This window comes from Bradyrhizobium sp. JYMT SZCCT0428 (genome assembly GCF_018131075.1).
In the GTDB taxonomy this organism is placed as follows: Bacteria; Pseudomonadota; Alphaproteobacteria; order Rhizobiales; family Xanthobacteraceae; genus Bradyrhizobium.
The window spans coordinates 57,636-80,339 of the sequence record NZ_JAFCLS010000020.1; the positions used below are offsets into that span (position 1 = coordinate 57,636).

Below are 22,704 nucleotides of genomic sequence, written 5' to 3' on the forward strand. Positions count from 1 at the left end.
ATCCCCGCCCCGGACCCGCGAACCTTACCAGTAGCGGCGACGCCAGTAGCGACGGCGCCAGTAGCGGCGACGCCAGCCATAATGCCTGCGGCGCCAGCCCCAGCGCCGGCGGCGCCAGCCCCAACGACGACGACCCCAGCCCCAGCGACGACGGCCCCATCCGCGGCCTCGGCCCCAGCCACGGCCACGACCCCATCCGCGGCCACGGCCTCGGCCCCCGCGCACTTCCTCTGGCTGAAGCCGATCGACCTCATCGCCAGACGTGACGGCGGGTTGCGCATCCGGATTGGCAGGGAGTTGGCCGTCCGGAACCAGCGGCTGCGGCGTCAGCGGCGCCGCCTGTGCGCCAGCCGCAAGTGCGATACCACCCGCCGCAAATCCAAAGGCGAGTTTCAGAAAGTGCCGGCGCTCCATGACATCTCCTCCTCTGCGATCGGTTGGATTGAGCAGGAGAGTTTCGGTGCGCCGAGATGAATGCCAGCTGAACTGCGCGTTCAGCTACGCGAAGCGCGCCTCTTAAACACTAGCGTCGTCCCTGCGAAAGCAGGGACCCATACGCCGCAGCCAAGGTTGCTGGAAAAGGAAGATAACGGCCAGCGTGCAAAACAATAACCGGCGGTGGCTATGGGTCCCTGCGTTCGCAGGGACGACGGCAAACCTTACTTCTCCTCGGCCAGCACCAGCACCTCGCGCGTGCGCGTCACGTCGGGCCAGTCGCGGTTGAAATCGGCGATCAGCCGGGTCATGTCGGGAGCTTTGGTCGCGCGATCGAGCGCGGCCTCGTCGGAAAACTGATACATCGCGTGATGCAGTGCGGGATCGCTGAGGCTCCAGTAGCGCCACGCTTTCTCGGCGCCGAACGATTTGACCGCGTCCGGCAGATGCTCGCGCGAATACCAGGCATCGAACGCCTGACGCTTTGCGGCATCCGTCACGGTGGCCCGGACGACGAACAGGGTTTTGGGCATTTCGGTTCCTCCCGATTGTTATTTTGCGTAAGATCGCCGCCGTGCGACCGCGCGAACTGTAGATAAACGCCAAGCGAGCGCAACCCCACACGCAGACGTCATAATGTCGTGGTGATATGTTTTTTACTCTGCCACTTCCGAGGTTCGTTCATGCACTCTCGCCGCCTTCTGGTTCTATTCTCCGCGCTCGCGCTGTTCGCGTCCGCCGCTCCCACCGCGGCGCAAAGCGTGCCCCTGCCCCGCGAGGCGCAGATCGGCCCGCGCCCGTTCTACCTCGTCGACAAGATGAAGGATGGTCCGCTCAAGGAAAAGCTCAGCCAGTGCACCGGGCCGTTCCACAAGACCGACTTTTCGATCGGCCATCGCGGCGCGGCGATGCAATTTCCCGAGCACACAAAAGAATCCTATACTGCAGCAGCCCGGATGGGCGCCGGCATCATCGAATGCGACGTGACCTTCACCAAAGACCGCCAGCTGGTCTGCCGGCATGCGCAATGCGATCTGCACACCACCACCAACATCCTGTCGGTGCCGGCGCTAGCAGCCAAATGCACGCAAGGCTTCAGCCCGGCCGATCCCGCCGCCGGCAAGAAGGCTTCCGCCAAGTGCTGCACCAGCGACATCACGCTCGCCGAGTTCAAATCGCTGACCGCGAAGATGGACAGCTTCAATCCTGATGCCACCAACGTGGCCGATTACCAGAACGGCACGCCGCGCTGGCGCACGGATCTGTACGCCGCTTCCGGCACGCTGATGACGCATGACGAAAGCATCGCGCTGATCAAGAGCCTCGGCGCCAAGTTCACGCTCGAACTGAAGTCGCCCGAAGTGCCGATGCCGTTCGACGGCGACTACACCCAGGAGAAGTATGCCGCGCAAATGCTGCAGGCGTACAAGGCCGCGGGCGTTCCGGCGAGCGACGTGTTCGCGCAGAGCTTTAATCTGGCCGACGTCCTGTTCTGGATAAAGACCGAGCCCGACTTCGGCGCGCAGGCGGTCTATCTCGAGGACCGCTACGAAAAGCAGGGTCTTGATCCCGCCAAGCCCGAGACCTGGAAGCCGTCGATGGCCGAGCTGAAGGCATCAGGCGTCAGGATCCTGGCGCCGCCGATCTGGACCATGCTGACGCTGAACGACAAGAAAGAAATCATCCCGTCCGAATACGCCAAGGCCGCGAAGGCCGCCGGCCTCGATCTGATCGGCTGGTCGCTGGAGCGCGACGGCCCGCTGAACAAGGGCGGCGGCTTCTACCATCGATCCATCAAACCAGCCATCGACCGCGACGGCGATACGCTGACCGTGCTCGACGTCCTCGCAAAACAGGTCGGCATCCGCGGCATGTTCTCGGACTGGCCGGCGACCACGACGTTCTATGCGAGCTGCATGGGGATGAAGTAGCGGGAGATCGTAGGGTGGGTTAGCCGCAGGCGTAACCCACCGATGCCCCGCTTAGCGGCACACAGTCCAAAGTCCGAAGGGCGCAGCGCTTGACGAGTGCGGCGAGACCGGCAAGTCTTGCCGCAGATCGGCGCTGTTTTGCCGATGGGTCCCCAGGACCCCTCTTCATTGGACACCAATTTATTATGCAAAACGTCATTCGATATCTCGCCAAAGCCGCCCTGCTGTCAGCCACACTCGCCATTGTCGCCCTGCCTGATATGGCGCGCGCGCAATCCGGCAGCGCCGGCGGCAGCATCGGCAATGACGAAAAATCGCTGTCCGGTTCACGCGCGACGCCCCGGGCGGTCGAACCCCCAAAGCCGGCACGACGCAGCAAGCCCGAAGCGGAGGCTCCGCGCCGGGGACCGAGAAGCAGCGGGGGCGGCAATGCCGGCGGCGGTGGTAGCAATCTGGATGGAGCATGGGTTCTTACCAGCGTCGGCACGCCCTGCGGCAGCTCCACCGACACGGTGGTCGTCTCGGGCGCCAAGATGGTGGGGCAATATGGCACCGCTCAAGTCAGCCCGAATGGCTCGGTGTCCGGAGTCGGAAGCGCCGGGAGCCTGAGCTGGACCATGTCCGGCCGTTTCTCGGGCCGCAGCGGCGGAGGTTCGTTCCGGCGATCCGATGGATGTGCTGGAAGCTGGACCGGATCAAAACAGTAATTGCGAATGGCGGCTAGCCTCACACCAGCTTCATCGGCGCATCACGAACCATCCGCAGGTCGATCCTGCTGATCAGATCGGACCGGAGCAGCTCGGCAGCGCCGATGGCTTCCTCCGTCTGCCGCAACGTGCTGACATTCGACCCGAGCGACACTATTCCGCCCAGGATCATCGCGATCGATCCGAGAACTGCCGTCTGACCGACCGCTAACAGGCCGAGCATCGTGACGAGCAGCAAGGCGGCGCCGCCGGCGATGGCCGCCTTGGAAGCCAGAATATACTTCCGGCATCGCTCGGCGGCCTCGGCAAGCTCCTCAAGCCGCGCTTCGATCCGTGAAATCTCTTCAGTCGGGTCGTCTTCAATCATTGAAGGGAAGATACCGGAATTGGTGGAAATTCACCCTACGCGCTGTTGGCGCCAGTGATCAAGGCGTCGGGCTTCGAGCCTGCACGCAGGACCGGTGGCGCGATACTGGCTCAACGAGCGCGATCCCGATCAAGCGATGGTGACGTTTCGTGAAGGGCTTCTCCCTTCCTTTCGAAACCATAACGCCGGTATGTCGTTGCCAAAAGTGGACATCGCGTCGTGATTCCGATGCCGCCACAAGTCAACGCCGTCGGAGTTCCCAATGAATCGTCTTTGTGCCGCGGCGCTGGCCAGCGCCCTGCTCACTTCACTTCATGCACCAGCCAGCGCCGCCGCGCGCGAGCCCTATGGCATCGGGCTGGAGGGCTTCGCCTATCCCTATCCGGTCAGCCTGTTGCCGCTCACGAATGACGGCGAGCAAGTGCGGATGGCCTATATGGATGTCGCCCCGGCGCAGCCGAACGGGCGCACCGTGGTGCTGCTGCACGGCCGCAATTTCCCGTCGAGCTATTGGGCGCCGGTCATCAAGACGCTCACGGACGCAGGCTATCGCGTGGTGGTGCCGGACCAGATCGGCTTCGGCAAATCCTCCAAGCCGCAGGGCGAGCTGCATTTCGACACGCTGGCGCGCAACACGATGGCGCTGCTGGATCATCTGCAGATCGGCAAGGCCGACATCGTCGCCCATTCGCTCGGCGGAATGCTCGGCGTGCGGATCGCCCGCGCCTACCCTGACCGGGTCGATCATCTCGTGCTGACCGCGCCGATCGGGCTCGAGGACTACCGTCTCTATGTGCCGCCGACGCCGACCGAAAATATTCTGGAGAATGAGGACAGGCTGACCGCTGACGGATATCGCAAGCAGCTCGAGACCAATTATGCCCTAAAACTGCCGGCGGACCAGGTGACGCCGTTCATCGATGCGCGTTTCAACATCAAGGGCAGCGCCGAATACCCGCGCTGGCTGCGCGCCTTCGTAAGCTCCGCGCAAATGATCTACCGCGAGCCGGTGGCGCATGAGATTCCGCTGATCACGCGGCCGACCCTGTTCATCATGGGCGCCGACGACCACAACGCGCCGGGCAAAGCCAATGCGCCCGAAGCGCTGCGGCCGAAGATGGGCCACAACGCCGACCTCGCCAAAGCGCTCGCCGCCAAAATGCCGAACGCCCGCGCCGAGGTGATACCGGATACCGGGCATCTGGTGTTTCTGGAAGCGCCGGCGAAATATAACGAGTTGCTGTTGGGGTTTCTCGGAGGTCGATAACGCTGCGTAGGATGGGTGGAGCGAAGCGATACCCATCAATTGCCGGCGCGAAGACCAAAGATGGTGGGTTACGCTTCGCTAACCCACCCTACGAAGCTACGAAGCGCTCACAACGGCAAATTGTCGTGCTTCTTCGCCGGCATCTCGACCTTCTTATCCCTAAGCATCGCCAGCGCCCTTGCGATCCGCTTCCTTGTCGAATGCGGCATGATGACGTCGTCGATGTAGCCACGTTCGGCGGCGATGAAGGGGGACAGAAAGCGGTCTTCGTATTCCTTGGTGCGGGCAGCGATCGCATCGGAATCGCCGATGTCACTGCGGAAGATGATTTCCACCGCGCCCTTGGCGCCCATCACGGCGATCTGGGCGGTCGGCCAGGCGTAGTTCATGTCGGCGCCGATTTCCTTGGACGCCATCACGTCGAACGCGCCGCCATAGGCCTTGCGGGTGATGACCGTCACCAGCGGCACCGTGCATTGCGAATAGGCGAACAGCAGTTTGGCGCCGTGCTTGATCAGGCCGCCATATTCCTGCGCGGTGCCCGGCAGGAAGCCCGGCACGTCGACAAAGGTCACGATCGGGATGTTGAAGGCGTCGCAGAACCGAACGAAACGCGCGGCCTTGCGTGAGGCGTCCGAGTCGAGCACGCCCGCCAGCACCATCGGCTGGTTGGCGACGAAGCCCACGGTGCGGCCGGCGATGCGGCCGAAACCCGTGACGATGTTTTTCGCAAAGGTTTCCGAGATCTCGAAGAAGTCGCCCTCGTCCACGACCTTGAGGATCAGTTCCTTCATGTCGTAGGGCTTGTTCGGATTGTCGGGGATCAGCGTATCCAGCGACATATCGAGGCGTTCGATATTGTCGAAGCTCGGCCATTCCGGCACGCCGTCGGTGTTGTTAGAGGGCAGGAAGTCGATCAGCCGGCGCATCTGCAGCAGCGTCTCGACGTCGTTGTCGAACGCGCCATCCGCGATCGAGGAACGCGTGGCGTGCACGGAGGCGCCGCCGAGTTCCTCGGCCGTGACCACCTCGTTGGTGACGGTTTTGACCACGTCGGGTCCGGTGACGAACATGTAGCTCGTGTTCTTCACCATGAAGATGAAGTCGGTCATCGCGGGCGAATAGACGTCGCCGCCGGCACAGGGGCCCATGATGACCGAGATCTGCGGGATCACGCCCGAGGCGATGACGTTGCGGCGGAACACGTAGGAATAGCCCGCAAGGGCAGCTACGCCTTCCTGGATGCGCGCGCCGCCGGCATCATAGAGCCCGATGATCGGCGCCCTCGCCTTCATCGCCATGTCCTGCAGCTTTGTAATTTTCAGCGCATGGGTCTCCGACAGGGAGCCGCCGAACACGGTAAAATCCTTGGCGAACACGAAGGTCTTGCGGCCGTTCACGGTGCCCCAGCCGGTGACGACGCCGTCGCCGGGGATCTTGTTCTTTTCCATGCCGAATTCGACCGAGCGGTGCTCGACGAACATGTCGAATTCCTCGAACGAGCCCTTGTCGAGCAGCAGTTCGATGCGCTCCCGCGCCGTCAGCTTGCCGCGGGCGTGCTGCGCCTCGATGCGCTTCTCGCCGCCACCGAGCTTGGCGCCGGCGCGCCGTTCTTCGAGGGTGTCCAGGATGTCTTTCATGTGCTGCCGCCCGTCATAGGTCCGAATTGGCCGGGGTTCTAACACGGCCTTTTGCGAACCGGAAACACCCCTCCATGCCCTCTGGTACCGGTGCGGAAATGCACCTATATCCGCACCTCTGCACAGGGGATGCAATTGACGGATACTGCGACCGCCGAGCCTGCCGGGACCGTTACCGGGGGCCTGCGAACCATGCTGCGGCTGGAAGGCCTGGCGCTGTTTTTGGGGATGACGCTGCTCTACTGGGTCTGGGACGGATCGTGGTGGGTCTATGCCGCCCTGTTCCTGGCGCCCGACCTCAGCTTCGCCGCCTATTTTTTCGGACCGCGCTTCGGGGCGATGCTCTACAACGCCGCCCACACCTACATGGTGCCGATGGCGCTGATGACGGTCGGCTTTGTCACGGCCGAGCCTTTGGTGCTGTCGATCGCGATGATCTGGCTCGCCCATATCGGCTTCGACCGCGCGCTGGGCTATGGGCTGAAATATACCACCGGGTTCGGCTTCACCCATCTCGGGCGGATCGGGAAGAAACCGACCTAGGGCTAACCGGTTTGACAGGCATTGCCCTGCTTGGTCTAGTTGCCCCCACAACGAAAAAACACTGGGGGCATACCGATGCTGAGAGACTGGCGCTTTGCCGTCACGGCCGCGATCTGTTGCGGCGGGATTCTCCTGAGCTCGCTCGAGGCCAACGCGCAATCGATTCCGAAGGACGTCGCCGCGCGCACCGAGATCTATGCGATCCCGTCGCTGACGATTTCGGACCAGCAGTTTCTGAACGGCGACGCCAACGGCAAGCAGGTCACCGTCGCCGGTCAATTCCGCATCGCGCAAGGCACTGGAAAACTGCCGGTCGTGGTGCTGATGCACGGCTCGAGCGGCGTCGGCGCCGGGATGGATCCGTGGGTGCGTCAGCTCAACAGCCTGGGGATTTCGACCTTCGTGATCGACGGCTTCTCCGGCCGCGGCCTCACCGCTGTTGGCCCGAATCAGGGCCTGCTCGGCCGGCTCAATTTCATCGTCGACATCTACCGCTCGCTGGAGATCCTCGCCAAGCATCCGCGCGTCGACCCTGAGCGGATCGTGCTGATGGGATTTTCGCGCGGCGGACAGGCCACGCTCTACGCCAGCCTCGATCGCTTCAACAAACTGTGGAACAAGTCCGGCGCGCAATTCGCCGCCTACATCCCGTTCTATCCGGATTGCTCGACGAGCTATGCCACCGACACCGAAGTCGCGGCGCGTCCGATCCGGATCCATCACGGCACGCCTGACGATTATAATCCGGTGTCGAGCTGCAAGGCCTATCTGGCGCGGCTGCAGGAAGCCAAGCGCGACGTGGTGCTGACTGAATACCCGGATTCTCCGCACGGCTTCGATTCCGGCCTGCTCGGCCTCAGCACGACGACGGTCTCGGCCAACGCGCAGACCGCGCGCAGTTGCAAGCTCAGCGAGGGCGAAGGCGGCGTCTTGATGAACGCCGACACGAAGGCGCCGTTCAGCTACAAGGATGCCTGCATCGAACTCAACCCGCATGTCGGCGGCAACCCGGCGACCGCCGCGGAAGCGCGCAAGGCCGTGAGCGATTTTCTGCAGGCGCTGTTCAAATTGGGGTAGCCGCTAGCATCGTCATTGCGAGCACAGCGAAGCAATCCATATCGACGAGCGATAGAATGGATTGCTTCGTCGCTTTGCTCCTCGCAATGACGATGGGGCAAGTCCTTCAAATCGCGACAATATCCGTGAGGCATTGCTGCGTCACCGTCATGCGCGCGGCGATGTGGGCGGGCTCCTTGCAATCCATGTTCATCGCGAACACGGTTTGCATGTTGCCCTTCTCGGCCCAGCCGACCATCCAGCCCAGGGATGGCTTGCCCTGCTCGGCGCCCAGCAAACCGCTCTTGGCGCGGATCGTGGCGTCGCCGACTTTCGTTACGGGGAGGATGTCGCGCACCAGCTCCTGGCTGCGCTTGCTGACCGGCAGCACGCCGCGCCGCAACCGGTCGACGAAATCGATCTGCTGGACGGGATCGATGCGCAGATTTCCGGTCAGCCAGAACTGATCGATGCCGCCGCCGATGTCGCGGTTGCCGTACTCGAACAGGTCGAGATATTTCTGCATCCGCACTAAGCCGATGCGCCGGGCGATCTCCTGATAGACCGGCACCGCGGAGACCGCGATCGGCGGCGCGGCGCGCAGATCCTTTACCGTTCCTACCGTCATCATCACCCTTATCTCTGATGTTGTGAGGTAGCGCGGGATGGTCACCACTTCGGGAGCCGGATAATCCAGCAAGACCGGCGCCTCTCCCACCGGCGCGGGAAAGCTGAACGTCGAAAACCTGGGATCGCCGGTGCGGATCTCGAACCGTCCATTGGCATGGACGCCACGCCGCCCGCCGAGTTCGGCCATGGCCTTGAGCGACCCAATCGTCGGCTTCCAGCCCTTGACGGAATAGGCGATCAGAACATCGTCAGCTGCAACAAGATCGGGCGCGCTGGCGCGCACCATCAATTCAGCCAGCGATCCATAGAAGCCGATCGCAGGTGCAATCACCAGCTTCTTCGCCGTGGCCGCCTTGCCCAACTCCAGATGAAGCGCGTTGACGATCGAAGCATCGGTCGTGAAATCGAAATAGTGAATGCCCTGTTCTACCGCGAGCGAGGCCATCGGCATGGCCGTGGCCTGAAACGGCCCCGCGCAATTGACCACCGCGCTACAGCCGTTCAGGAACGCACGCAGTTCGTCGCTACGCGCGATATCGGCGGTGCGAACCTCCACGCCGTACAGCCCCTGCGCCGCGGCCTCCAGTTTGGCGCGATTGCGTCCGCCCAGAACCGGCACGAAGCCCCGATCCCGCAGTTCGGCCGCCACCATTTTCGCGGTGTGCCCCGCGCCGCCATAGATACCAATCTGCTTCGTCATCACGGATCCTCCACTCGGCGTTTCGGACCCATAAACGCTACAGGTCTGTATCGCTTGATGTAGTACGGACAGGTCTGTACTGTCAAGCGACGTGAGGGTTCCAAAGAGGATGCTGTGCGATGGCGGAAGCGATCGAACCGACCAACAAGCGCCGGCCGCGGCAAAGCAGCCCGGTGCGCGAGAAGATTCTGAACGTGGCCAGCGAGCTATTTTACCGTGACGGCATTCGCGCGGTCGGGGTTGATACCGTCGTTGCCGAATCCGGCGCGGCCAAAACCAGCCTCTATCGCTGGTTCCCGACCAAGGACGATCTGGTGGCCGCGTTCCTGGAACGCGAGCACCGCGATTTCTTTGCGCACTGGGACAGGGTGGCTGCGGCGAACAAGGATCGGCCGCGGCAGGAGTTGAGCGAACATTTGAAATGGCTCGCGGCCTACATCACCGGTCCGCGCTATCGCGGTTGCCCGTTTCTCAATATGGCGATCGAGTTTCCGCAGCCCGGCCTGCCCGGTCGCGCCGTTGCGCAGAAAAACAAGTCCGAGCTGCATCAGCGATTCCTGGCGCTCGCCAAGGCGATCAAGGCGAGATCGCCCGAGAACCTGGCCGATCAGCTTGTGCTGTTGATTGACGGTGCGTTTGCCAACAGCCAGGTGCTTGGCAAGAAGGGCCCGGCGCGGGCGCTTGTCGAAGGCGGGGAAGCGGTGATCGCGGTTGCGACCGGCACGAAGCGCAGCTAGCGAATTCGTCCCGACAGCCGCAGCACGAAGATCAGCACTTCGGCGACCGCCTTGTAGAGTTCTTCCGGGATTTCGTCGCCGATCTCGACATGGGACAGCGCGCCCGCCAGCACCTCGTTCTCCTCGATCGGGATGTCGTGGGCCTTGGCGAGTTCGATGATCTTGGCGCCGATGGTGCCCTTGCCCTTGGCGACGACGCGCGGCGCGCCTTTCTTGTCGTAGTGCAGCGCGACCGCAAGCTGGTTTCGGAGCTCGACGCTCATAGCGCGCGATCCAGGAAATGCCCGGCCTTGGCGGGGGCGGCCTGCGGCGGCGCGCCGTCGCGGATCACGATCTCGCCGGGCTGCAGTTCGGCTCTCGTGAGCGCCTGGCTCAAATCCGCAGCGCCCGCGCGCAGCTGCGCGGCGGTGGCCGGCCGCTCCGCCCACATTCGCACGGAAGTTTTTTCGCCGACCAGCGACACCAGCGCATGGATCGGACCTGCCGGCTCGACGTCGAGCGAAAACCGCGCCCGCCACACCCGCTTGGCGGCCTCAGCCTCGCTGGCGCTGCCGTCGCGGGCAATCTCGAACTGCGCCATCGCCGTGCCTTGCGACGTCACGAACGGGATTTCGAAATTCCAGCGCGGCGTCGTCGCGTCGACCTTCGGCCCCGTCACATCGATGCGGTCCGGCAGCGAGGCGACCTGCAGCAGGGTCTGCCGCGCAATCGCGGCATCGGTTTCGTCGAGCAGATGATGGGCCGTGGTGGCAAGCGGCGCGTCGGGCGCGAGCGAGGGTGACGCGACCGGCTGCGCCGTCGGCGATGCGCCGCGAAACGGCGGCGGCGGCGTGTTGGTGTGAACGGTGACGTCGTCGCCGGGTGCCGCCTTCGATAGTGTTGCCGTGCGCGCGGGAGTGCCGAGCTGCTGCAGCGCTTCCTGCAGCAGGTTCATGGTCGCGCCCGCGCTCGGTCCGGAATTGAGGGCCTGGGCGAGCGCACCCTGCAGGCCGCCGCGCGTTTGGACCTGGTCCTGAGCCACAGCTAGCCGCGCTTGCGGCAGCAGGATTTCGTGGACGTCGAGATCGGGAGCCGCAGCAGGCGCGAGGCCGGCGGCGGCATTCGGCAAACCGGCCTGGGCCGGCGCCGCTTTCGTGGCCGTCGTTCCATCCGTACCGAGCGTGGATTGCAGCGTCTGGCGCAGCACGATCAGCGCGGCCTTCAGATCGGGCGCACCTGACGATGGCACCGCGCCCGAGGCCAGCGACGCCTCGAGGAAAATCCCGGATTTCTGGAACGCGGTCTTGATGTCGCCGCCGTCGAGATTCTGGTCGAGGCTGGTCTGTTGCGACAGCACCTGTGCAATGGCCGCTTGCAATTTCGGCGGCAGGTTCGCGGATGATACCGCAGCGCCGAGATTGGCGAATAATGGCGCGAGACTGTCCTGCTCGGTCGCCGCGCTCTGCGCCGCGACCGACACCGCCGCGCGTTCCAGCGGCGTCAGGACGTTTTTGGAGGGTGCCACGATTGTCGGTCGGTTGGCCGCGGCATCGACCATCGCCTGCGGCGACAGCGTGACGGCATCATTGGCGACGCCGCCCTGCCCGACCAGCGCAAGCCTGATCCCGTCCTTGGTCTGCGACACCGCCAGTTGCAGCGACTGTCCCGCCTGCAGCGGAATCTCGGTGGCGACATCGATGGAGAGCGCGGCGATGGCGATCCGCACCAGATTGGCGTCGAGAATTTTCAGGACCTGCGCATTGACCACACTGCCCTGCGCCAGCACGAGTTCGGGCGCCACGCCACCGACCTCTTGGGCGGCAAGCACCGGAAGCACTGACTTGTTGATAGAGATCGCCATATCAGAGGTCTCGGCCAGGGCATCAGGCTACCCGGGCGTCGTAAACCTCTCGTTAACCGACCACCGGATTCAAGGCTTCAAGGCCTTCAGAATGGTGACCGCGGCGGTGAAATCGACCAGCCGGGCTGCCCTGCGGGCTGCGACCTCCTCGTCGAGGCCCCATTTTTCGATATTCCAGTCCTCATCGACATGGGCGGCGGCCCAGACCGCGTCGGCGTTGCGCACGCCGTGGAAGAGCGCCAGCGCCAGCAGCGCGGAGCCCGTCAGCGTCGTCACCACATGCAGCGCCGCGATCGACCAGGGATCAGTTGGGAACACCGCGCGCGCAGCCTGGATCGCAGGCTCCGGCTGGGTGACGTGCACGATCCCCTCGGCCAGCATGAAATGGGCGCCGAGTTCATTGGCGGCCCAGAACACCACGGGATCCCAATGCGCGGCTTCTTTTGCGACAAGCGCTTCGGGATGGCCGGCGCGATAGAACAGCAAATCGGTGCCGAGATATTTCGCGACGTCGTCGGCGACGGCGTCGACACGATCGACAACCCCCTCGCCGACGCTGTTGGCAAAGCGCGTCAGCGGCATCGTCAGGGGATTGATGGTCTCGACTTGCGCATTCCATTCCGCCGCGATCGCCTCCGCAATAACAGCGTTGGGGGCGACGACATGGCGGCCGGAGGGCGTGCGGATCGGCTTGCCGTCGAGCGTGACAGTAAAGCCGCCATCCGCTTCACCGACGCCGGCACTGGTGTAAAAGCGCTTGCGCTGTGGCACGCGGGTCGCGCGCCGCACCGCCTCCTCGGGGTCGAACGGAGATTGGCCGGCCACTTCATCGAATAATTCACGCATCCGCGCCTTATAGCGCTTTTGGCCGAAATGGACACCGGTTCACGCCAAAAAACGCTTCAATTCGAGCCGTGCGCAAGGCTTTCGCCTGACGTCATTTGCCGCCAAAATGGGCGCGGTGAAACCAAGAAAGGTCCGCGAGCCGTGAAACTCCTTGCTGCGATCCTGATTTCGACGGCTGTTCTCGCCGCCCTGCCCGCGCAAGCCGGGTTCCGCACGCCGGAATCCCTGGTCCGCAATGTCTACGCCTATTACGGCAAGGGCTCGTCAGACCTCTCGAAGGGATTGCCGCGCAGCGCCGAGATCGCGGAACAGTTTTTCGACCGCAGTCTGCGAAGCGCGTGGATCGCCCCGCGCGAGGCGCCGTACGATTTCATGGTGCAGAGCCCGAGCTGGAAAATCGGCCCGGTCGCGACCAAAATCCTGCGCACGGAATTCGACAAGACCTATGTCACCGCCAGCTTCAACAATAACGGCCGCGCCGTCACGCTGAACTTCATCGCCGTCAAGGGGCCTGACGGTTGGGTGATTTCGGACATTGAAAGCTCGCACGATTCACTGCGGCTGTTTCTCACGCAGTTCAAGCGCTAGCTCAGGGCTTCTGATAGATCACCCTGCCCGCGCGGATGGTGTAAGCGACCTTGGCGAGGTTGCGAACATCGGTCATGGGATCGCCTTCCAGAACCGCGAAATCCGCGTCAAAGCCCTTTTCAAGCCTGCCCTTCTTCGGCGCCTTGAAATATTTGGCGGGATTGGTCGTCAGCGTTGCCAGTACTTCGCGTTCCGAAAGCGCGCGGTGCATCAGTCCGTATTCGAGCGACGTGTCATAAAGCTTGATGAAACCGACATCGGTTCCGAACAGCACGACGCCGCCATTCTCCGAGAACTGCTTGAGTTGATTGACGGCGGCAGCAATGATGTGAGCCGTAACGGCGGGGTCGAGCACGATCGTCGTGAAAAGCGACAGCGTCGGCGTCAGTGCAATACCCTGCGATTTGAACTGCGCGAGTTGCTCCGGCGAGTAGCCGCCGCGTTGACTGGGAACGGTGTGCGCCATGACATCGACGCCGGCGGCGATCACGGTTTCGACGCCGGCCGTATTTTGCGGATGGGCAAATACCGGTTTGCCCTCGGCATGGGCGACATCGACCGCCGCTTTGGCGACGGCAGCGTCCATGTTCACGACGGGCTTGTCGCCCATGAATGCTCCGGTAAACAGCTTGATGCCGTTATGGCCCATCGCGAGAAAGTCGCGTGCCGTCTTTGCCGCTTCATCCGGGGTCGCCACTTCGGGAACCTCCACCTCGGGCGGCACATAAATGGGATGGCCGCCCTTGGGATACATATTGCCAGCAAGCAGAATGTTGGGACCTGCGACATTGCCGGCGTTGATACGCGCGCGCAGCGGCAGGGAAGCTCTGGGGTCGGAGCCGAGATCCCATACCGTGGTGAAGCCCCATTTGGTCAGCATGTCCCGCATCGGTGCTTCAAGTGCCGCGGCCGGCGCGCTTGCTGCGTCTTTCCATACCTCTTCCGTGAAGTGGACGTGGCTGTTCCAAAAACCGGCAACGACGGTCTTGCCGGTGCAATCGATCACGCGCGCATCCGACGGGACTTACACTTCGCTGCGGCTGCCGATCGCGGTGATGACGCCGTCGGTCGTTACAACCACCGCATCCGTGAGCGGCGTGGCCTCGGGCGATGCGTAGACCCGGCCGCCTACGAGCGCGAGCGTTTCCGCTCTCGCTGGCGCGCCGAGCGAGGCAGCTTCACCCAGCAGAAAACAGAAAAGCGCAGCGCGGAGCCAAGTCACGGTCATAGGCCGATCCCTTGTTCACGATGGCAGCCTGGTGCCAAAACAAACCGGACCGGGCGATAACTGATTAGCATGCCCTCGATTTGATCGTTCTTGCGCTCCCGAAAAGTTGATGGCGGCGCATGGACGGATCGAACGCCCTACTCCTCCGGCGCGTTCTCGATCGGATCGAAGCGGTCGGCTTCGAGGCCGAGCAGGTTCCAGGATTGCAGCATGTGCGGCGGCAACGGCGCGGTCGCGTCGATCACGCCGCCACGCGGATGCGGGATCACGATCCGGCGCGCCAGGAGATGCAAGCGGTTCTGGATGCCGCCCGGCAGGTCCCAGTTTTCCTTGTTGAAGTATTTGGGGTCGCCGACGATGGCATGGTCGATATGCGCCATATGGGCGCGCAATTGATGGGTTCGCCCGGTCACCGGCTTCAGCGACACCCAGGCGAGTTTCTGCGCCGAGGTCTCGACGACAGCATAGTAGGTTACCGCGTGGCTGGCGCCTTCGTCGCCGTGCTTGGCGATCCGCATGATGGTATCGTCCTCGCTCTCTTCCTTGGCGAGATAGGTCGAGATGCGGCCCTGCTTCGGCTTCGGTACGCCCGCCACCATCGCCCAGTAAATCTTGCGCGCCGAGCGATGCCGGAACGAGCCGGTCAGCGCGGTGGCGGCAAAGCGCGTCTTTGCGATCAACAGACAGCCCGAGGTTTCCCGGTCCAGCCGGTGCACCAGTCTTGGTTTTTGTCCCTTGGCGTCGCGCATTACTTCCAGCATGTCGTCGACATTGCGCGTGATGCCGGAGCCGCCCTGCACCGCAAGCCCTGCGGGCTTGTTCAGCACCATGACGTCGGCATCCTCGAACAGGATCATGTCCTTGAGCGCCTGCAGCGTCTTGGTCGCGGCTTCCGAGAGCGTGCCGCCGACCTTCGGCGTATCGAGCTTGAGCGGCGGAATCCGGATGCTCTGCCCCTCCTCGATCCGGTCCTTGCTGTCGGCGCGCTTGCCGTTGACGCGCAGCTCGCCTTTACGGACGATGCGCTGGATGTGAGAGAACGACAGGCCCGGGAAACGCGCCTCGAGGAAGCGATCGACGCGCATGTTGTTCTCGTCCGCGGTCACGACCACGGTCTGAACCTTGGTCGGCAGCGGCGGCGGCTCGGCGACCACTTTCTCCGGCTCGGGCACGTAAGGCGCCGGTTTCGGCGCGCGGGGGGCCGCGGCCGCAAAACGCGCCGGCGGCTTGCCGCCCGGACGATGGGCCGGCCGCTCGGCTTTCGAGCCCCGATAGGGACGCGCGCCCTTGGGGCGGTCGCCCGCCGGGCGGAGAGGTTTTTTGACGCGACGGCTCATGATTGGCTTGGCTCCGGATAAGGCCGTTGCCTAGCGCAAAAGCAGCGAATCGTCACGGTGAATCGGCCCGTTCCGGCGAATGTCTGCGCAAATCCCGGCCGATCCGGCTTCAATTTCCGCTGCATTTGGTCTCGCGCCAGATCCATCTGATACTCGTGTGGGCGCGGGTCGCGTGCGAAAGCTTGTCCGCCTGGCCGGCGGCCAGCCAGGCACCGGCAGGATGATGGTTTGGAAGCAAACGGGAGTTGCGGGATGAAATCGACGACATGGGCCGTGAAGGTGTTCCTGGCCGTGACCGCAGCAATGTGGGCGGGTTCAGCCCTCGCACAGCAGCCGGCGATGTCCGAAGATTTGGCGTGGAAGCTGCTGGAGCTCGGGCGCACCATCGACCCGCCCAAGACCGCCGCGCTCTACGCGCCGATGCAGCAAAAGGAGCCCTACGAGGGCATCAAGACCGAGCGCGACGTCAAATACGGCGCGGCGGAGCGGCATCTGCTGGACGTGTTTACGCCGGACACTAATTCATCCGCGCGGCCGGTGCTGATCTTCATCCACGGCGGCGGCTTTGTTGCCGGCAACAAGCGCAATCCCGGCAGTCCCTTTTACGACAACATCATGCTGTGGGCGGTGAAGAACGGCTTCGTCGGCGTCAACGCCACCTACCGCCTGGCGCCGCAATTCGTGTATCCAGCCAGCGCCGAAGACCTTGCGTCGGTGGTGCAATGGGTGAGCGAGAAAATCCGCGAGCGCGGCGGCGATCCCGATCGCATCTTCCTGATGGGGCAATCCGCCGGCGCGGTGCATGTCGCCAACTACGTATCGCATCCCGAGCTTCACAAGGTGAAGGGCGGCGGCCTTGCGGGCGCGATCATGGTCTCCGGCATCTATGATCTCACCGCCTCGCCGGTCGGCGACGCCGAGATCACCTATTTCGGTTCCGATCCCTCGCGCTATGCCGAACGATCCTCGCTGCGAGGTTTGCTGGAAACAAAGATTCCATTGATGGTCACGGCCGCCGAACTCGATCCACCGCGCTTCATCGAGCAATACGAATTGCTGAAACAGGCCACCTGCAAAAGCGCCAACGGATGCGCGCGCACCTTCATGCTGCCGCAGCACAGCCACATGTCGGAGGTCTACGCGATCAACACGTCGGATACGCGATTGACTGATGAAATCATGGAGTTCGTGAAGGCGGGGAAGTAAGTTTGCTCTCGCCTCTACGTGCCCGGAAATCCCCGCGCTGAACTCTCACGAAGCGATCCTCCACCCGCAACGACGAAAGCCGGCCGGTGTGACCTTTGTCACTGAGCTATTCCCGAAGATGCTCATGATCTGCCGAGCGTGCCCGTGGAGCTTGCCGAACGGGCCGGCGCAGCTTGCGAACGCCAATCGAAGGGATCACGGGAATGTCCATCTTCGTGGAAATTCTGATCGCCATCCTGGGTACGGCGATGATCGTCGTCGGATCAGGCTTGGTTCTCGCATTCCGAATGGCGCTCCGCATCTTCGACCAATCGCTCAGCAGCGAGTTTGCCGGCCAGGGCCGAGAGCAGGTCGAACGCATCGCGATGAAAATCAGCAATCCGTTCGTGCGGCAAATCGTATTGAAGCATGTCGTGACAGCCGGAGGAACTCTGGCCGTCTCGCTGGCACGTGGGGCCATCGAGTCGCGGAAGCGAACGGCGCTGTATCTGGTGATCGCCGGCATTCTTACGTTCGCCCTGGCCTGCATTCAATTCGCGAAGGGTTGATGGCCGCTCGTGCAGGCCGAACTCCGGGTGCTCACTTGCACTGCGCGTCATTCCTCAAGCGGTTGAGATCGACGCTCGCATTGCTCGACGGACGCTGCTTCATCGCTACATCAGCCGCCGCGCAGGCGGCGTCGCGGTCGCCGTTTTGCAGGCGGGCGTGGGCGAGATTGATCCAGGCGTCGCCGAAGTCCGGCGTGTCCTTGACCGCCTGCTCCAGCACCGGCTGCGCCTCCTTCGGACGCTTGGCGACCAGCAGCACGCGGCCATAGTCCGCATTCAGCATCTTCAACGGATTGGGCTGCTTCTGCGCGATCCGGAACAGCTCTTCGGCGTAGTCGAGGTCCTTGAAGCGGATTTGCGCGATCGCCGCCAGGCCGTGATAGACGACGCTCTGTTCGGGAGCCACGAGATAGGCCTGGTTGAATCGCAGTGCAGCTTCGGGGTACTTGCCCGATCCAAGCGCCCGCCAACCACGCTTGACCACTTCGTCCAGGGCCTTCTCCTTGGTCCCGGCCGCCTGCACCAGCGCCTTGACGAACTTGTCGTCCTCATTCCGCTCCGCGTCGGTCTTGGCTGCGAAGCCAAAGAACGGCTGTTCCTTGCTCGGCGCCGCATAGCTACGCTTCGTCACCTGTATCCCCGGCGCAACTTCCACGGTGTCAGCCGACGCGGAATGCGCAAACCCCACGGCAAGAAGCGCGCACGCGAAAGCGAACAAGCCACGGCACTTCAGACCAATCATTCAGCTTTCCCCACTGCGTTCCCGTCGCAGCTTCGCCCAATAATCCAGCCGCTTGCGGATTTCGCGCTCAAAACCGCGGTCGGGCGGATCATAAAATGTCTGGCGTCCCAGCGCGTCCGGGAAATAGTCCTGGCCGGAAAACGCATCGGGCGCATCGTGGTCGTATTCGTAGCCGGAACCGTAGCCTTCCGACTTCATCAGCTTGGTCGGCGAGTTGAGAATGTGCTTTGGCGGCAGCAGCGAACCGCCCTCCTTCGCCGTGCGCATCGCCGCGCCAAAGGCCTTGTAGGCGGCGTTCGATTTCGGCGCGGTGGCGAGATAGATCACGGCCTGCGCGATCGCCAGTTCGCCCTCGGGATGGCCGAGGAAATCATAGGCGTCCTTGGCGGCGTTGCAGATCACCAGCGCCTGCGGATCGGCAAGGCCAATGTCCTCCACCGCCATGCGCACCACCCGCCGCGCCAGGAACAGCGGGTCCTCGCCGGCGTCCATCATGCGCGCGAGATAATACAGCGCCGCATCCGGATCGGAGCCGCGCACCGCCTTATGCAGCGCCGAGATCAAATTGTAGTGGCCGTCGGCGGATTTGTCGTAGATCGGCGCGCGGCGTTGCAGGATGTCCTGCAACTTCTCGGCGTTGAAGACTTCACCCTTGCGTGCGGCGCGCCAGACTTCTTCGGCGAGCGTCAGCGCGGCGCGGCCGTCGCCATCGGCCATCCGCACCAGCACGGCGCGGGCCTCGGCATCGAGCGGCAGTTTTTTGCCCTCGATCTTTTCGGCATGGGCGTAGAGCTGTTCCACCGCCACTGCATCAAGTGAATGAAATACCAGCACGCGCGCCCGCGACAGCAGCGCCGCGTTGAGCTCGAACGACGGATTTTCGGTGGTGGCGCCGACCAGCACCACGGTGCCGTCTTCCATCACGGGCAGAAACGAATCCTGCTGCGCACGGTTGAAGCGATGCACCTCGTCGACGAACAGCAGCGTGCCCTTGCCGGTCTCGCGGCGGGCGCGCGCGGCATCGAACACTTTCTTCAGATCGGCGACGCCGGAAAAAACCGCGGAGATCTGCTCGAAATGCAGTTCGGTGGCATCGGCGAGCAGCCGCGCCACGGTGGTCTTGCCGGTACCGGGCGGCCCCCAGAACACCAGCGAGCCCAGCGTGCGCGTTTCCAGCATCCGCGTCAGCGCGCCGTCGGGGCCGAGGATGTGATCCTGGCCGACGACATCGGATAGCGACTGCGGGCGCAGCCGGTCCGGCAGCGGACGCGGCGCGTCCTGCTCCATCCCTGCCGCGGCAAAGAGGTTGGCAGCTTCGCGTGGCTGCTTCGGGCTCATCCGCCGAGCGTCACGTTGATCTGCTGGTCGCCGCGCACCACCGTGATGCGCCAGATCCGCGCCGAGGTTTTGGACGCCTTGTCGAGATCGCTGGTCTTGGCGATCTTCTGGCTATTGACCGCGAGGATGATGTCGCCCTTCTGGAAACCAACGCCGGCGGCCGTTCCGCCATCGGCGAGATCGATCACGACGACGCCTTCGGTCGAAGCGTCCAGCCGCAGCTCGTCGGCCACCGCCGGCGAGATGTTGGCGACCTTCGCGCCCTGGAACGGCGAGCGTGCGGTCAGCACGATCTCATCGCGATTGGTATCGGGCGCGGTTTCCAGCGGCACATTCAGCTTCACGGTCTTGCCGGCGCGCTGCACGTCGATCTGCGCCGAACCACCCAACGGACGGGTGGCGAAGCGATAGTCGAACGCGTTGGGGTCGTCGATCACCTGTCCGTCGATAGCCACGATCAGGTCGGACAGTTTCAATCCGGCGCGCGCTGCCGGGCTGTTCGCCGCGACGTTGGCGACCAGCGCACCGGTCGGTGACTTCAGCCCCAGCGTCTCCGCGATCTCGGGCGTCACCGCCTGCAACCTGGCGCCAAGATACGGGCGCTTCACCGCCTTGCCGCCGCTCTTGGCGGAGGCCACGACCACGCGCACCATGTTGGCGGGAATCGCAAAGCCGATGCCCTGCGAGCCGCCGGAGCGCGAGAAAATCGCGGTGTTGATGCCCGCAAGCTTGCCGGTCATGTCGACCAGCGCGCCGCCGGAATTGCCGGGGTTGATCGCGGCATCGGTCTGGATGAAGAACTGGTAGTCGGTGATGCCGACTTGCGTGCGCGCCAGCGCCGAGATGATGCCCTGCGTCACGGTCTGGCCGACGCCGAAGGGATTGCCGATCGCGAGCACGACGTCGCCGACCAGCAATTCATCGGAATTGGCAAAGTCGATCGTCGTGAACTTCTCCTTGGAGTCCTTGATGCGCAGCACCGCCAGATCGGTGCGGCTGTCTTTCAGCACGATCTCGGCTTCGAATTCGCGCTTGTCAGCCAGCGAGATCTTGACCTGATCGGCGCCTTCGATGACGTGGTTGTTGGTAACGACGAGGCCGGAGGCATCGACCATCACGCCCGAACCCAGCGAACGCTGCATCTGCTCGGGCTGCTGACCGGGCACGCCGAAGAAGCGGCGGAAGATCGGATCGTCCAGCAAGGGATTGCGGTTCTGCACGGTCTTGGCGGCATAGACGTTGACCACCGCCGGCTGCACCCGCTGCACGATCGGCGCAAAGGATAGCCGCAGTTCGGCTCCCGACGACGGCACGCGGCGGTCCTGCGCCAGCGCCGGCGTGGCAACGATCGCGGAAACCAGTAGCAGGGCAAGAGAGCGAATCAACATGCAAGAAATCCCGTAATTTGGTGCGTCAGATATAGATGCGAGGCGGCAACGAGAGAAGACAAAGCGGTACACAACTACGCTGCGCGATCGGGCGCTTTGATGGTTTCCGGTGCGGGTCCACAGGACAGCCGGTCCCGATGGCTCTCGCCCCACGCTTTCAGCGTATCGATCACGGGACGCAGGCTCTCGCCGAGCTCCGAGAGGGTATATTCGACCCGCGGCGGCACCTCGGCATAGACCTTGCGGACCACCAGTTTGTCATCCTCCAGTGCGCGCAGCTGCTTGGTCAGCATGCGCTGGGTAATGCCGGGCATCCGCCGCCGCAACTCCCCAAATCGCTGGGTACCGGCCTGCAGATGGAACAGGATCACGCCTTTCCATTTGCCGTCGATCAGGTCGAGGGTGACTTCCACCGAGCAGCCGGGCCGATGAGCAAAATTCCGCCTTTTCATGCGTTATTTTCCAATAGTATCCAAACAGGGACTAGTTCCCCTATTTTACAGTACTTGCCAAATTGACGCCAGCGCGACAGGTAGGCTCAATCAACAGAACTGGCAGGAGACAGCAGCCATGAAGGCCGTCGGATACCAAAAATCGCTCCCCGTCGAGGACGCGAATTCGCTGATCGATTTCGAGATCACCAAACCGGAGCCGAAGGGACGCGACGTCAGAGTCGCCGTAAAAGCGATTTCGGCCAACCCGGTGGACTACAAGGTCCGCAAGCGCGCCGCGCCGCCCGAAGGCGAGACCAAGATTTTGGGTTATGACGCCGCCGGTGTTGTCGATGCGGTCGGGCCTGACGTGACGCTGTTCAAGCCGGGCGATGAAGTGTTCTACGCCGGCTCGATCCTGCGCCAGGGCACCAATTCGGAATTCCATCTGGTCGACGAGCGCATCGTCGGCCGCAAGCCAAAGTCGCTCTCCTTTGCGCAGGCCGCCGCGCTGCCCCTGACCTCGATCACCGCCTGGGAATTGTTGTTCGACCGGCTCGGCGCGGTACCGGGCAAGAGCGTCGATCCGCGCACGCTATTGATTACCGGCGGTGCCGGCGGCGTCGGCTCGATCCTGATCCAGCTCGCGCGTCGCCTCACCGGCCTCACCGTGGTTGCCACCGCGACCCGGCCGGAATCGAAAAAGTGGTGCCTCGATCTCGGCGCGCATGCTGTGATCGATCATGGCAAGCCGATGAAGGAGCAGATCGAGCAATTGAAGGTGCCGCCGGTCGGCCTCGTCGCCAGCCTCACCTACACCGATCAGCACTACAAGGGAATCGCGGACCTGATGGCGCCGCAGGGCAAGTTCGGCCTGATCGACGATCCCCCGGAATTCACCATGAGCGCCTTCAAGGGCAAGGCGATCTCGGTGCACTGGGAATCGATGTTCACGCGCTCGTCGTTCCAGACGCCGGACATGATTGCGCAGCATATGCTGCTGAACGATGTCGCCGACCTCATCGACAAGGGCGTGCTGCGCACCACGCTCGACCAGACCTTTGGCACCATCAACGCCGCCAACCTCAAGCGCGCGCATGCGCTTCTGGAGTCGGGAAAATCGCGCGGCAAGATCGTGCTGGAAGGATGGTAGCGGGCCAATAATTGGGTTGATCAGAAGCCCGATTCAAGGGACCGTG

The 22,704-nt window shown here is 63.4% G+C and carries 24 protein-coding genes and 2 pseudogenes; 10 read left to right on the forward strand and 16 right to left on the reverse strand.

The features are described from left to right. Window positions 1–24: 24 nt before the first annotated feature. Window positions 25–414, reverse strand: coding sequence for a twin-arginine translocation signal domain-containing protein (locus JQ575_RS21425; protein WP_212035172.1), 390 nt, complete (start codon window positions 412–414; stop codon window positions 25–27). Between the two features lie 245 nt (window positions 415–659). Beyond that, entirely contained in the window at window positions 660–968 is a 309-nt protein-coding gene (locus tag JQ575_RS21430; protein ID WP_212035173.1) for a hypothetical protein, read from the reverse strand. 150 nt (window positions 969–1,118) lie between these two features. On the opposite strand from JQ575_RS21430, the gene JQ575_RS21435 reads away from it, so the two are divergent. Further along, window positions 1,119–2,366 carry a glycerophosphodiester phosphodiesterase family protein gene (locus tag JQ575_RS21435; protein WP_212035174.1) on the forward strand — a complete coding sequence of 416 codons (1,248 nt, stop codon included), beginning with the start codon at window positions 1,119–1,121 and terminating at the stop codon, window positions 2,364–2,366. A 185-nt stretch (window positions 2,367–2,551) separates the two neighbouring features. Next, on the forward strand, window positions 2,552–3,073 hold the full coding sequence (locus JQ575_RS21440) for a hypothetical protein (protein WP_212035175.1): 522 nt from the start codon (window positions 2,552–2,554) through the stop codon (window positions 3,071–3,073). Window positions 3,074–3,092: 19 nt separating this feature from the next. Here the strand turns inward: JQ575_RS21440 and JQ575_RS21445 are convergent, their stop codons facing one another. Beyond that, window positions 3,093–3,440 carry a hypothetical protein gene (locus tag JQ575_RS21445; protein ID WP_212035176.1) on the reverse strand — a complete coding sequence of 116 codons (348 nt, stop codon included), beginning with the start codon at window positions 3,438–3,440 and terminating at the stop codon, window positions 3,093–3,095. A gap of 262 nt (window positions 3,441–3,702) precedes the next feature. Between JQ575_RS21445 and JQ575_RS21450 the strand changes: the two genes are divergently transcribed. Beyond that, a complete protein-coding gene (locus JQ575_RS21450) occupies window positions 3,703–4,707 on the forward strand; it encodes an alpha/beta fold hydrolase (RefSeq protein ID WP_212035177.1) in 1,005 nt (334 codons plus the stop codon). Window positions 4,708–4,814: 107 nt separating this feature from the next. Here JQ575_RS21450 and JQ575_RS21455 read toward each other — a convergent pair whose 3' ends face one another. Then, entirely contained in the window at window positions 4,815–6,347 is a 1,533-nt protein-coding gene (locus JQ575_RS21455; protein ID WP_212035178.1) for an acyl-CoA carboxylase subunit beta, read from the reverse strand. Window positions 6,348–6,539: 192 nt separating this feature from the next. Between JQ575_RS21455 and JQ575_RS21460 the strand changes: the two genes are divergently transcribed. Together JQ575_RS21460 and JQ575_RS21465 are read left to right on the forward strand one after the other, a co-directional pair. Then, window positions 6,540–6,890 carry a DUF4260 domain-containing protein gene (locus JQ575_RS21460; RefSeq protein WP_409364809.1) on the forward strand — a complete coding sequence of 117 codons (351 nt, stop codon included), beginning with the start codon at window positions 6,540–6,542 and terminating at the stop codon, window positions 6,888–6,890. Window positions 6,891–6,965: 75 nt separating this feature from the next. Beyond that, a complete protein-coding gene (locus JQ575_RS21465) occupies window positions 6,966–7,967 on the forward strand; it encodes a dienelactone hydrolase family protein (RefSeq protein WP_212035180.1) in 1,002 nt (333 codons plus the stop codon). Between the two features lie 106 nt (window positions 7,968–8,073). Here the strand turns inward: JQ575_RS21465 and JQ575_RS44785 are convergent. Together JQ575_RS44785 and JQ575_RS44790 are read right to left on the reverse strand one after the other, a co-directional pair. Further along, window positions 8,074–8,535: pseudogene (locus JQ575_RS44785) on the reverse strand (penicillin-binding transpeptidase domain-containing protein); the annotation flags it as partial. Between the two features lie 294 nt (window positions 8,536–8,829). Next, window positions 8,830–9,276, reverse strand: a pseudogene (locus JQ575_RS44790) (saccharopine dehydrogenase NADP-binding domain-containing protein); the annotation flags it as partial. Between the two features lie 119 nt (window positions 9,277–9,395). Here JQ575_RS44790 and JQ575_RS21475 point away from each other — a divergent pair. After that, complete coding sequence (locus tag JQ575_RS21475; protein WP_212035182.1) at window positions 9,396–10,013, forward strand: TetR/AcrR family transcriptional regulator; 618 nt, start codon at window positions 9,396–9,398, stop codon at window positions 10,011–10,013. On the opposite strand, the gene JQ575_RS21480 is transcribed toward JQ575_RS21475, so the two are convergent. The 3 genes from JQ575_RS21480 to JQ575_RS21490 all read right to left on the reverse strand — a co-directional run bounded on the left by JQ575_RS21480 (window position 10,010) and on the right by JQ575_RS21490 (window position 12,699). Then, complete coding sequence (locus JQ575_RS21480; protein ID WP_212035183.1) at window positions 10,010–10,276, reverse strand: EscU/YscU/HrcU family type III secretion system export apparatus switch protein; 267 nt, start codon at window positions 10,274–10,276, stop codon at window positions 10,010–10,012. The two genes, JQ575_RS21475 and JQ575_RS21480, sit on opposite strands and share 4 nt — an antisense overlap. Then, window positions 10,273–11,853, reverse strand: coding sequence for a flagellar hook-length control protein FliK (locus JQ575_RS21485; RefSeq protein ID WP_212035184.1), 1,581 nt, complete (start codon window positions 11,851–11,853; stop codon window positions 10,273–10,275). The genes JQ575_RS21480 and JQ575_RS21485 overlap by 4 nt, the downstream gene beginning before the upstream one ends. 69 nt (window positions 11,854–11,922) lie before the next feature. After that, window positions 11,923–12,699: an ATP12 family chaperone protein gene (locus tag JQ575_RS21490; protein ID WP_212035185.1), complete on the reverse strand. Its 777-nt coding sequence runs from the start codon at window positions 12,697–12,699 to the stop codon at window positions 11,923–11,925. A 141-nt stretch (window positions 12,700–12,840) separates the two neighbouring features. Here JQ575_RS21490 and JQ575_RS21495 point away from each other — a divergent pair, with 141 nt between their 5' ends. Beyond that, window positions 12,841–13,287, forward strand: a complete 447-nt coding sequence (locus JQ575_RS21495; protein WP_212035186.1) for a hypothetical protein — start codon at window positions 12,841–12,843, stop codon at window positions 13,285–13,287. A gap of 1 nt (window position 13,288) precedes the next feature. On the opposite strand, the gene JQ575_RS21500 is transcribed toward JQ575_RS21495, so the two are convergent. The 3 genes from JQ575_RS21500 to JQ575_RS21510 form a co-directional block, all read right to left on the reverse strand. Next, complete coding sequence (locus tag JQ575_RS21500; RefSeq protein WP_212035187.1) at window positions 13,289–14,293, reverse strand: amidohydrolase family protein; 1,005 nt, start codon at window positions 14,291–14,293, stop codon at window positions 13,289–13,291. An 18-nt stretch (window positions 14,294–14,311) separates the two neighbouring features. Beyond that, window positions 14,312–14,515: a hypothetical protein gene (locus tag JQ575_RS21505; RefSeq protein WP_212035188.1), complete on the reverse strand. Its 204-nt coding sequence runs from the start codon at window positions 14,513–14,515 to the stop codon at window positions 14,312–14,314. A 137-nt stretch (window positions 14,516–14,652) separates the two neighbouring features. Beyond that, the gene (locus tag JQ575_RS21510; protein WP_212035189.1) at window positions 14,653–15,852 is read right to left on the reverse strand and encodes an RluA family pseudouridine synthase; all 1,200 of its coding nucleotides are present in this window, start codon (window positions 15,850–15,852) and stop codon (window positions 14,653–14,655) included. Window positions 15,853–16,155: 303 nt separating this feature from the next. Here JQ575_RS21510 and JQ575_RS21515 point away from each other — a divergent pair, with 303 nt between their 5' ends. Beyond that, window positions 16,156–17,058 (forward strand): alpha/beta hydrolase, encoded by a 903-nt coding sequence (locus tag JQ575_RS21515; protein WP_249166806.1) that lies wholly within the window; start codon window positions 16,156–16,158, stop codon window positions 17,056–17,058. 203 nt (window positions 17,059–17,261) lie between these two features. Beyond that, window positions 17,262–17,606 carry a hypothetical protein gene (locus JQ575_RS21520; protein ID WP_212035191.1) on the forward strand — a complete coding sequence of 115 codons (345 nt, stop codon included), beginning with the start codon at window positions 17,262–17,264 and terminating at the stop codon, window positions 17,604–17,606. Between the two features lie 31 nt (window positions 17,607–17,637). On the opposite strand, the gene JQ575_RS21525 is transcribed toward JQ575_RS21520, so the two are convergent. The 4 genes from JQ575_RS21525 to JQ575_RS21540 all read right to left on the reverse strand — a co-directional run bounded on the left by JQ575_RS21525 (window position 17,638) and on the right by JQ575_RS21540 (window position 21,526). Continuing rightward, window positions 17,638–18,237, reverse strand: a complete 600-nt coding sequence (locus JQ575_RS21525) for a tetratricopeptide repeat protein (protein ID WP_312015982.1) — start codon at window positions 18,235–18,237, stop codon at window positions 17,638–17,640. A 111-nt stretch (window positions 18,238–18,348) separates the two neighbouring features. Continuing rightward, complete coding sequence (locus JQ575_RS21530; RefSeq protein ID WP_212035193.1) at window positions 18,349–19,686, reverse strand: replication-associated recombination protein A; 1,338 nt, start codon at window positions 19,684–19,686, stop codon at window positions 18,349–18,351. After that, complete coding sequence (locus JQ575_RS21535; RefSeq protein WP_212035194.1) at window positions 19,683–21,074, reverse strand: DegQ family serine endoprotease; 1,392 nt, start codon at window positions 21,072–21,074, stop codon at window positions 19,683–19,685. Before JQ575_RS21535 ends, JQ575_RS21530 begins: the two co-directional genes overlap by 4 nt. Window positions 21,075–21,148: 74 nt before the next feature. Beyond that, window positions 21,149–21,526 (reverse strand): helix-turn-helix domain-containing protein, encoded by a 378-nt coding sequence (locus tag JQ575_RS21540; protein WP_212035195.1) that lies wholly within the window; start codon window positions 21,524–21,526, stop codon window positions 21,149–21,151. A 118-nt stretch (window positions 21,527–21,644) separates the two neighbouring features. Here JQ575_RS21540 and JQ575_RS21545 point away from each other — a divergent pair, with 118 nt between their 5' ends. Beyond that, window positions 21,645–22,658: a zinc-binding alcohol dehydrogenase family protein gene (locus tag JQ575_RS21545; RefSeq protein ID WP_212035196.1), complete on the forward strand. Its 1,014-nt coding sequence runs from the start codon at window positions 21,645–21,647 to the stop codon at window positions 22,656–22,658. Window positions 22,659–22,704 lie beyond the last annotated feature (46 nt).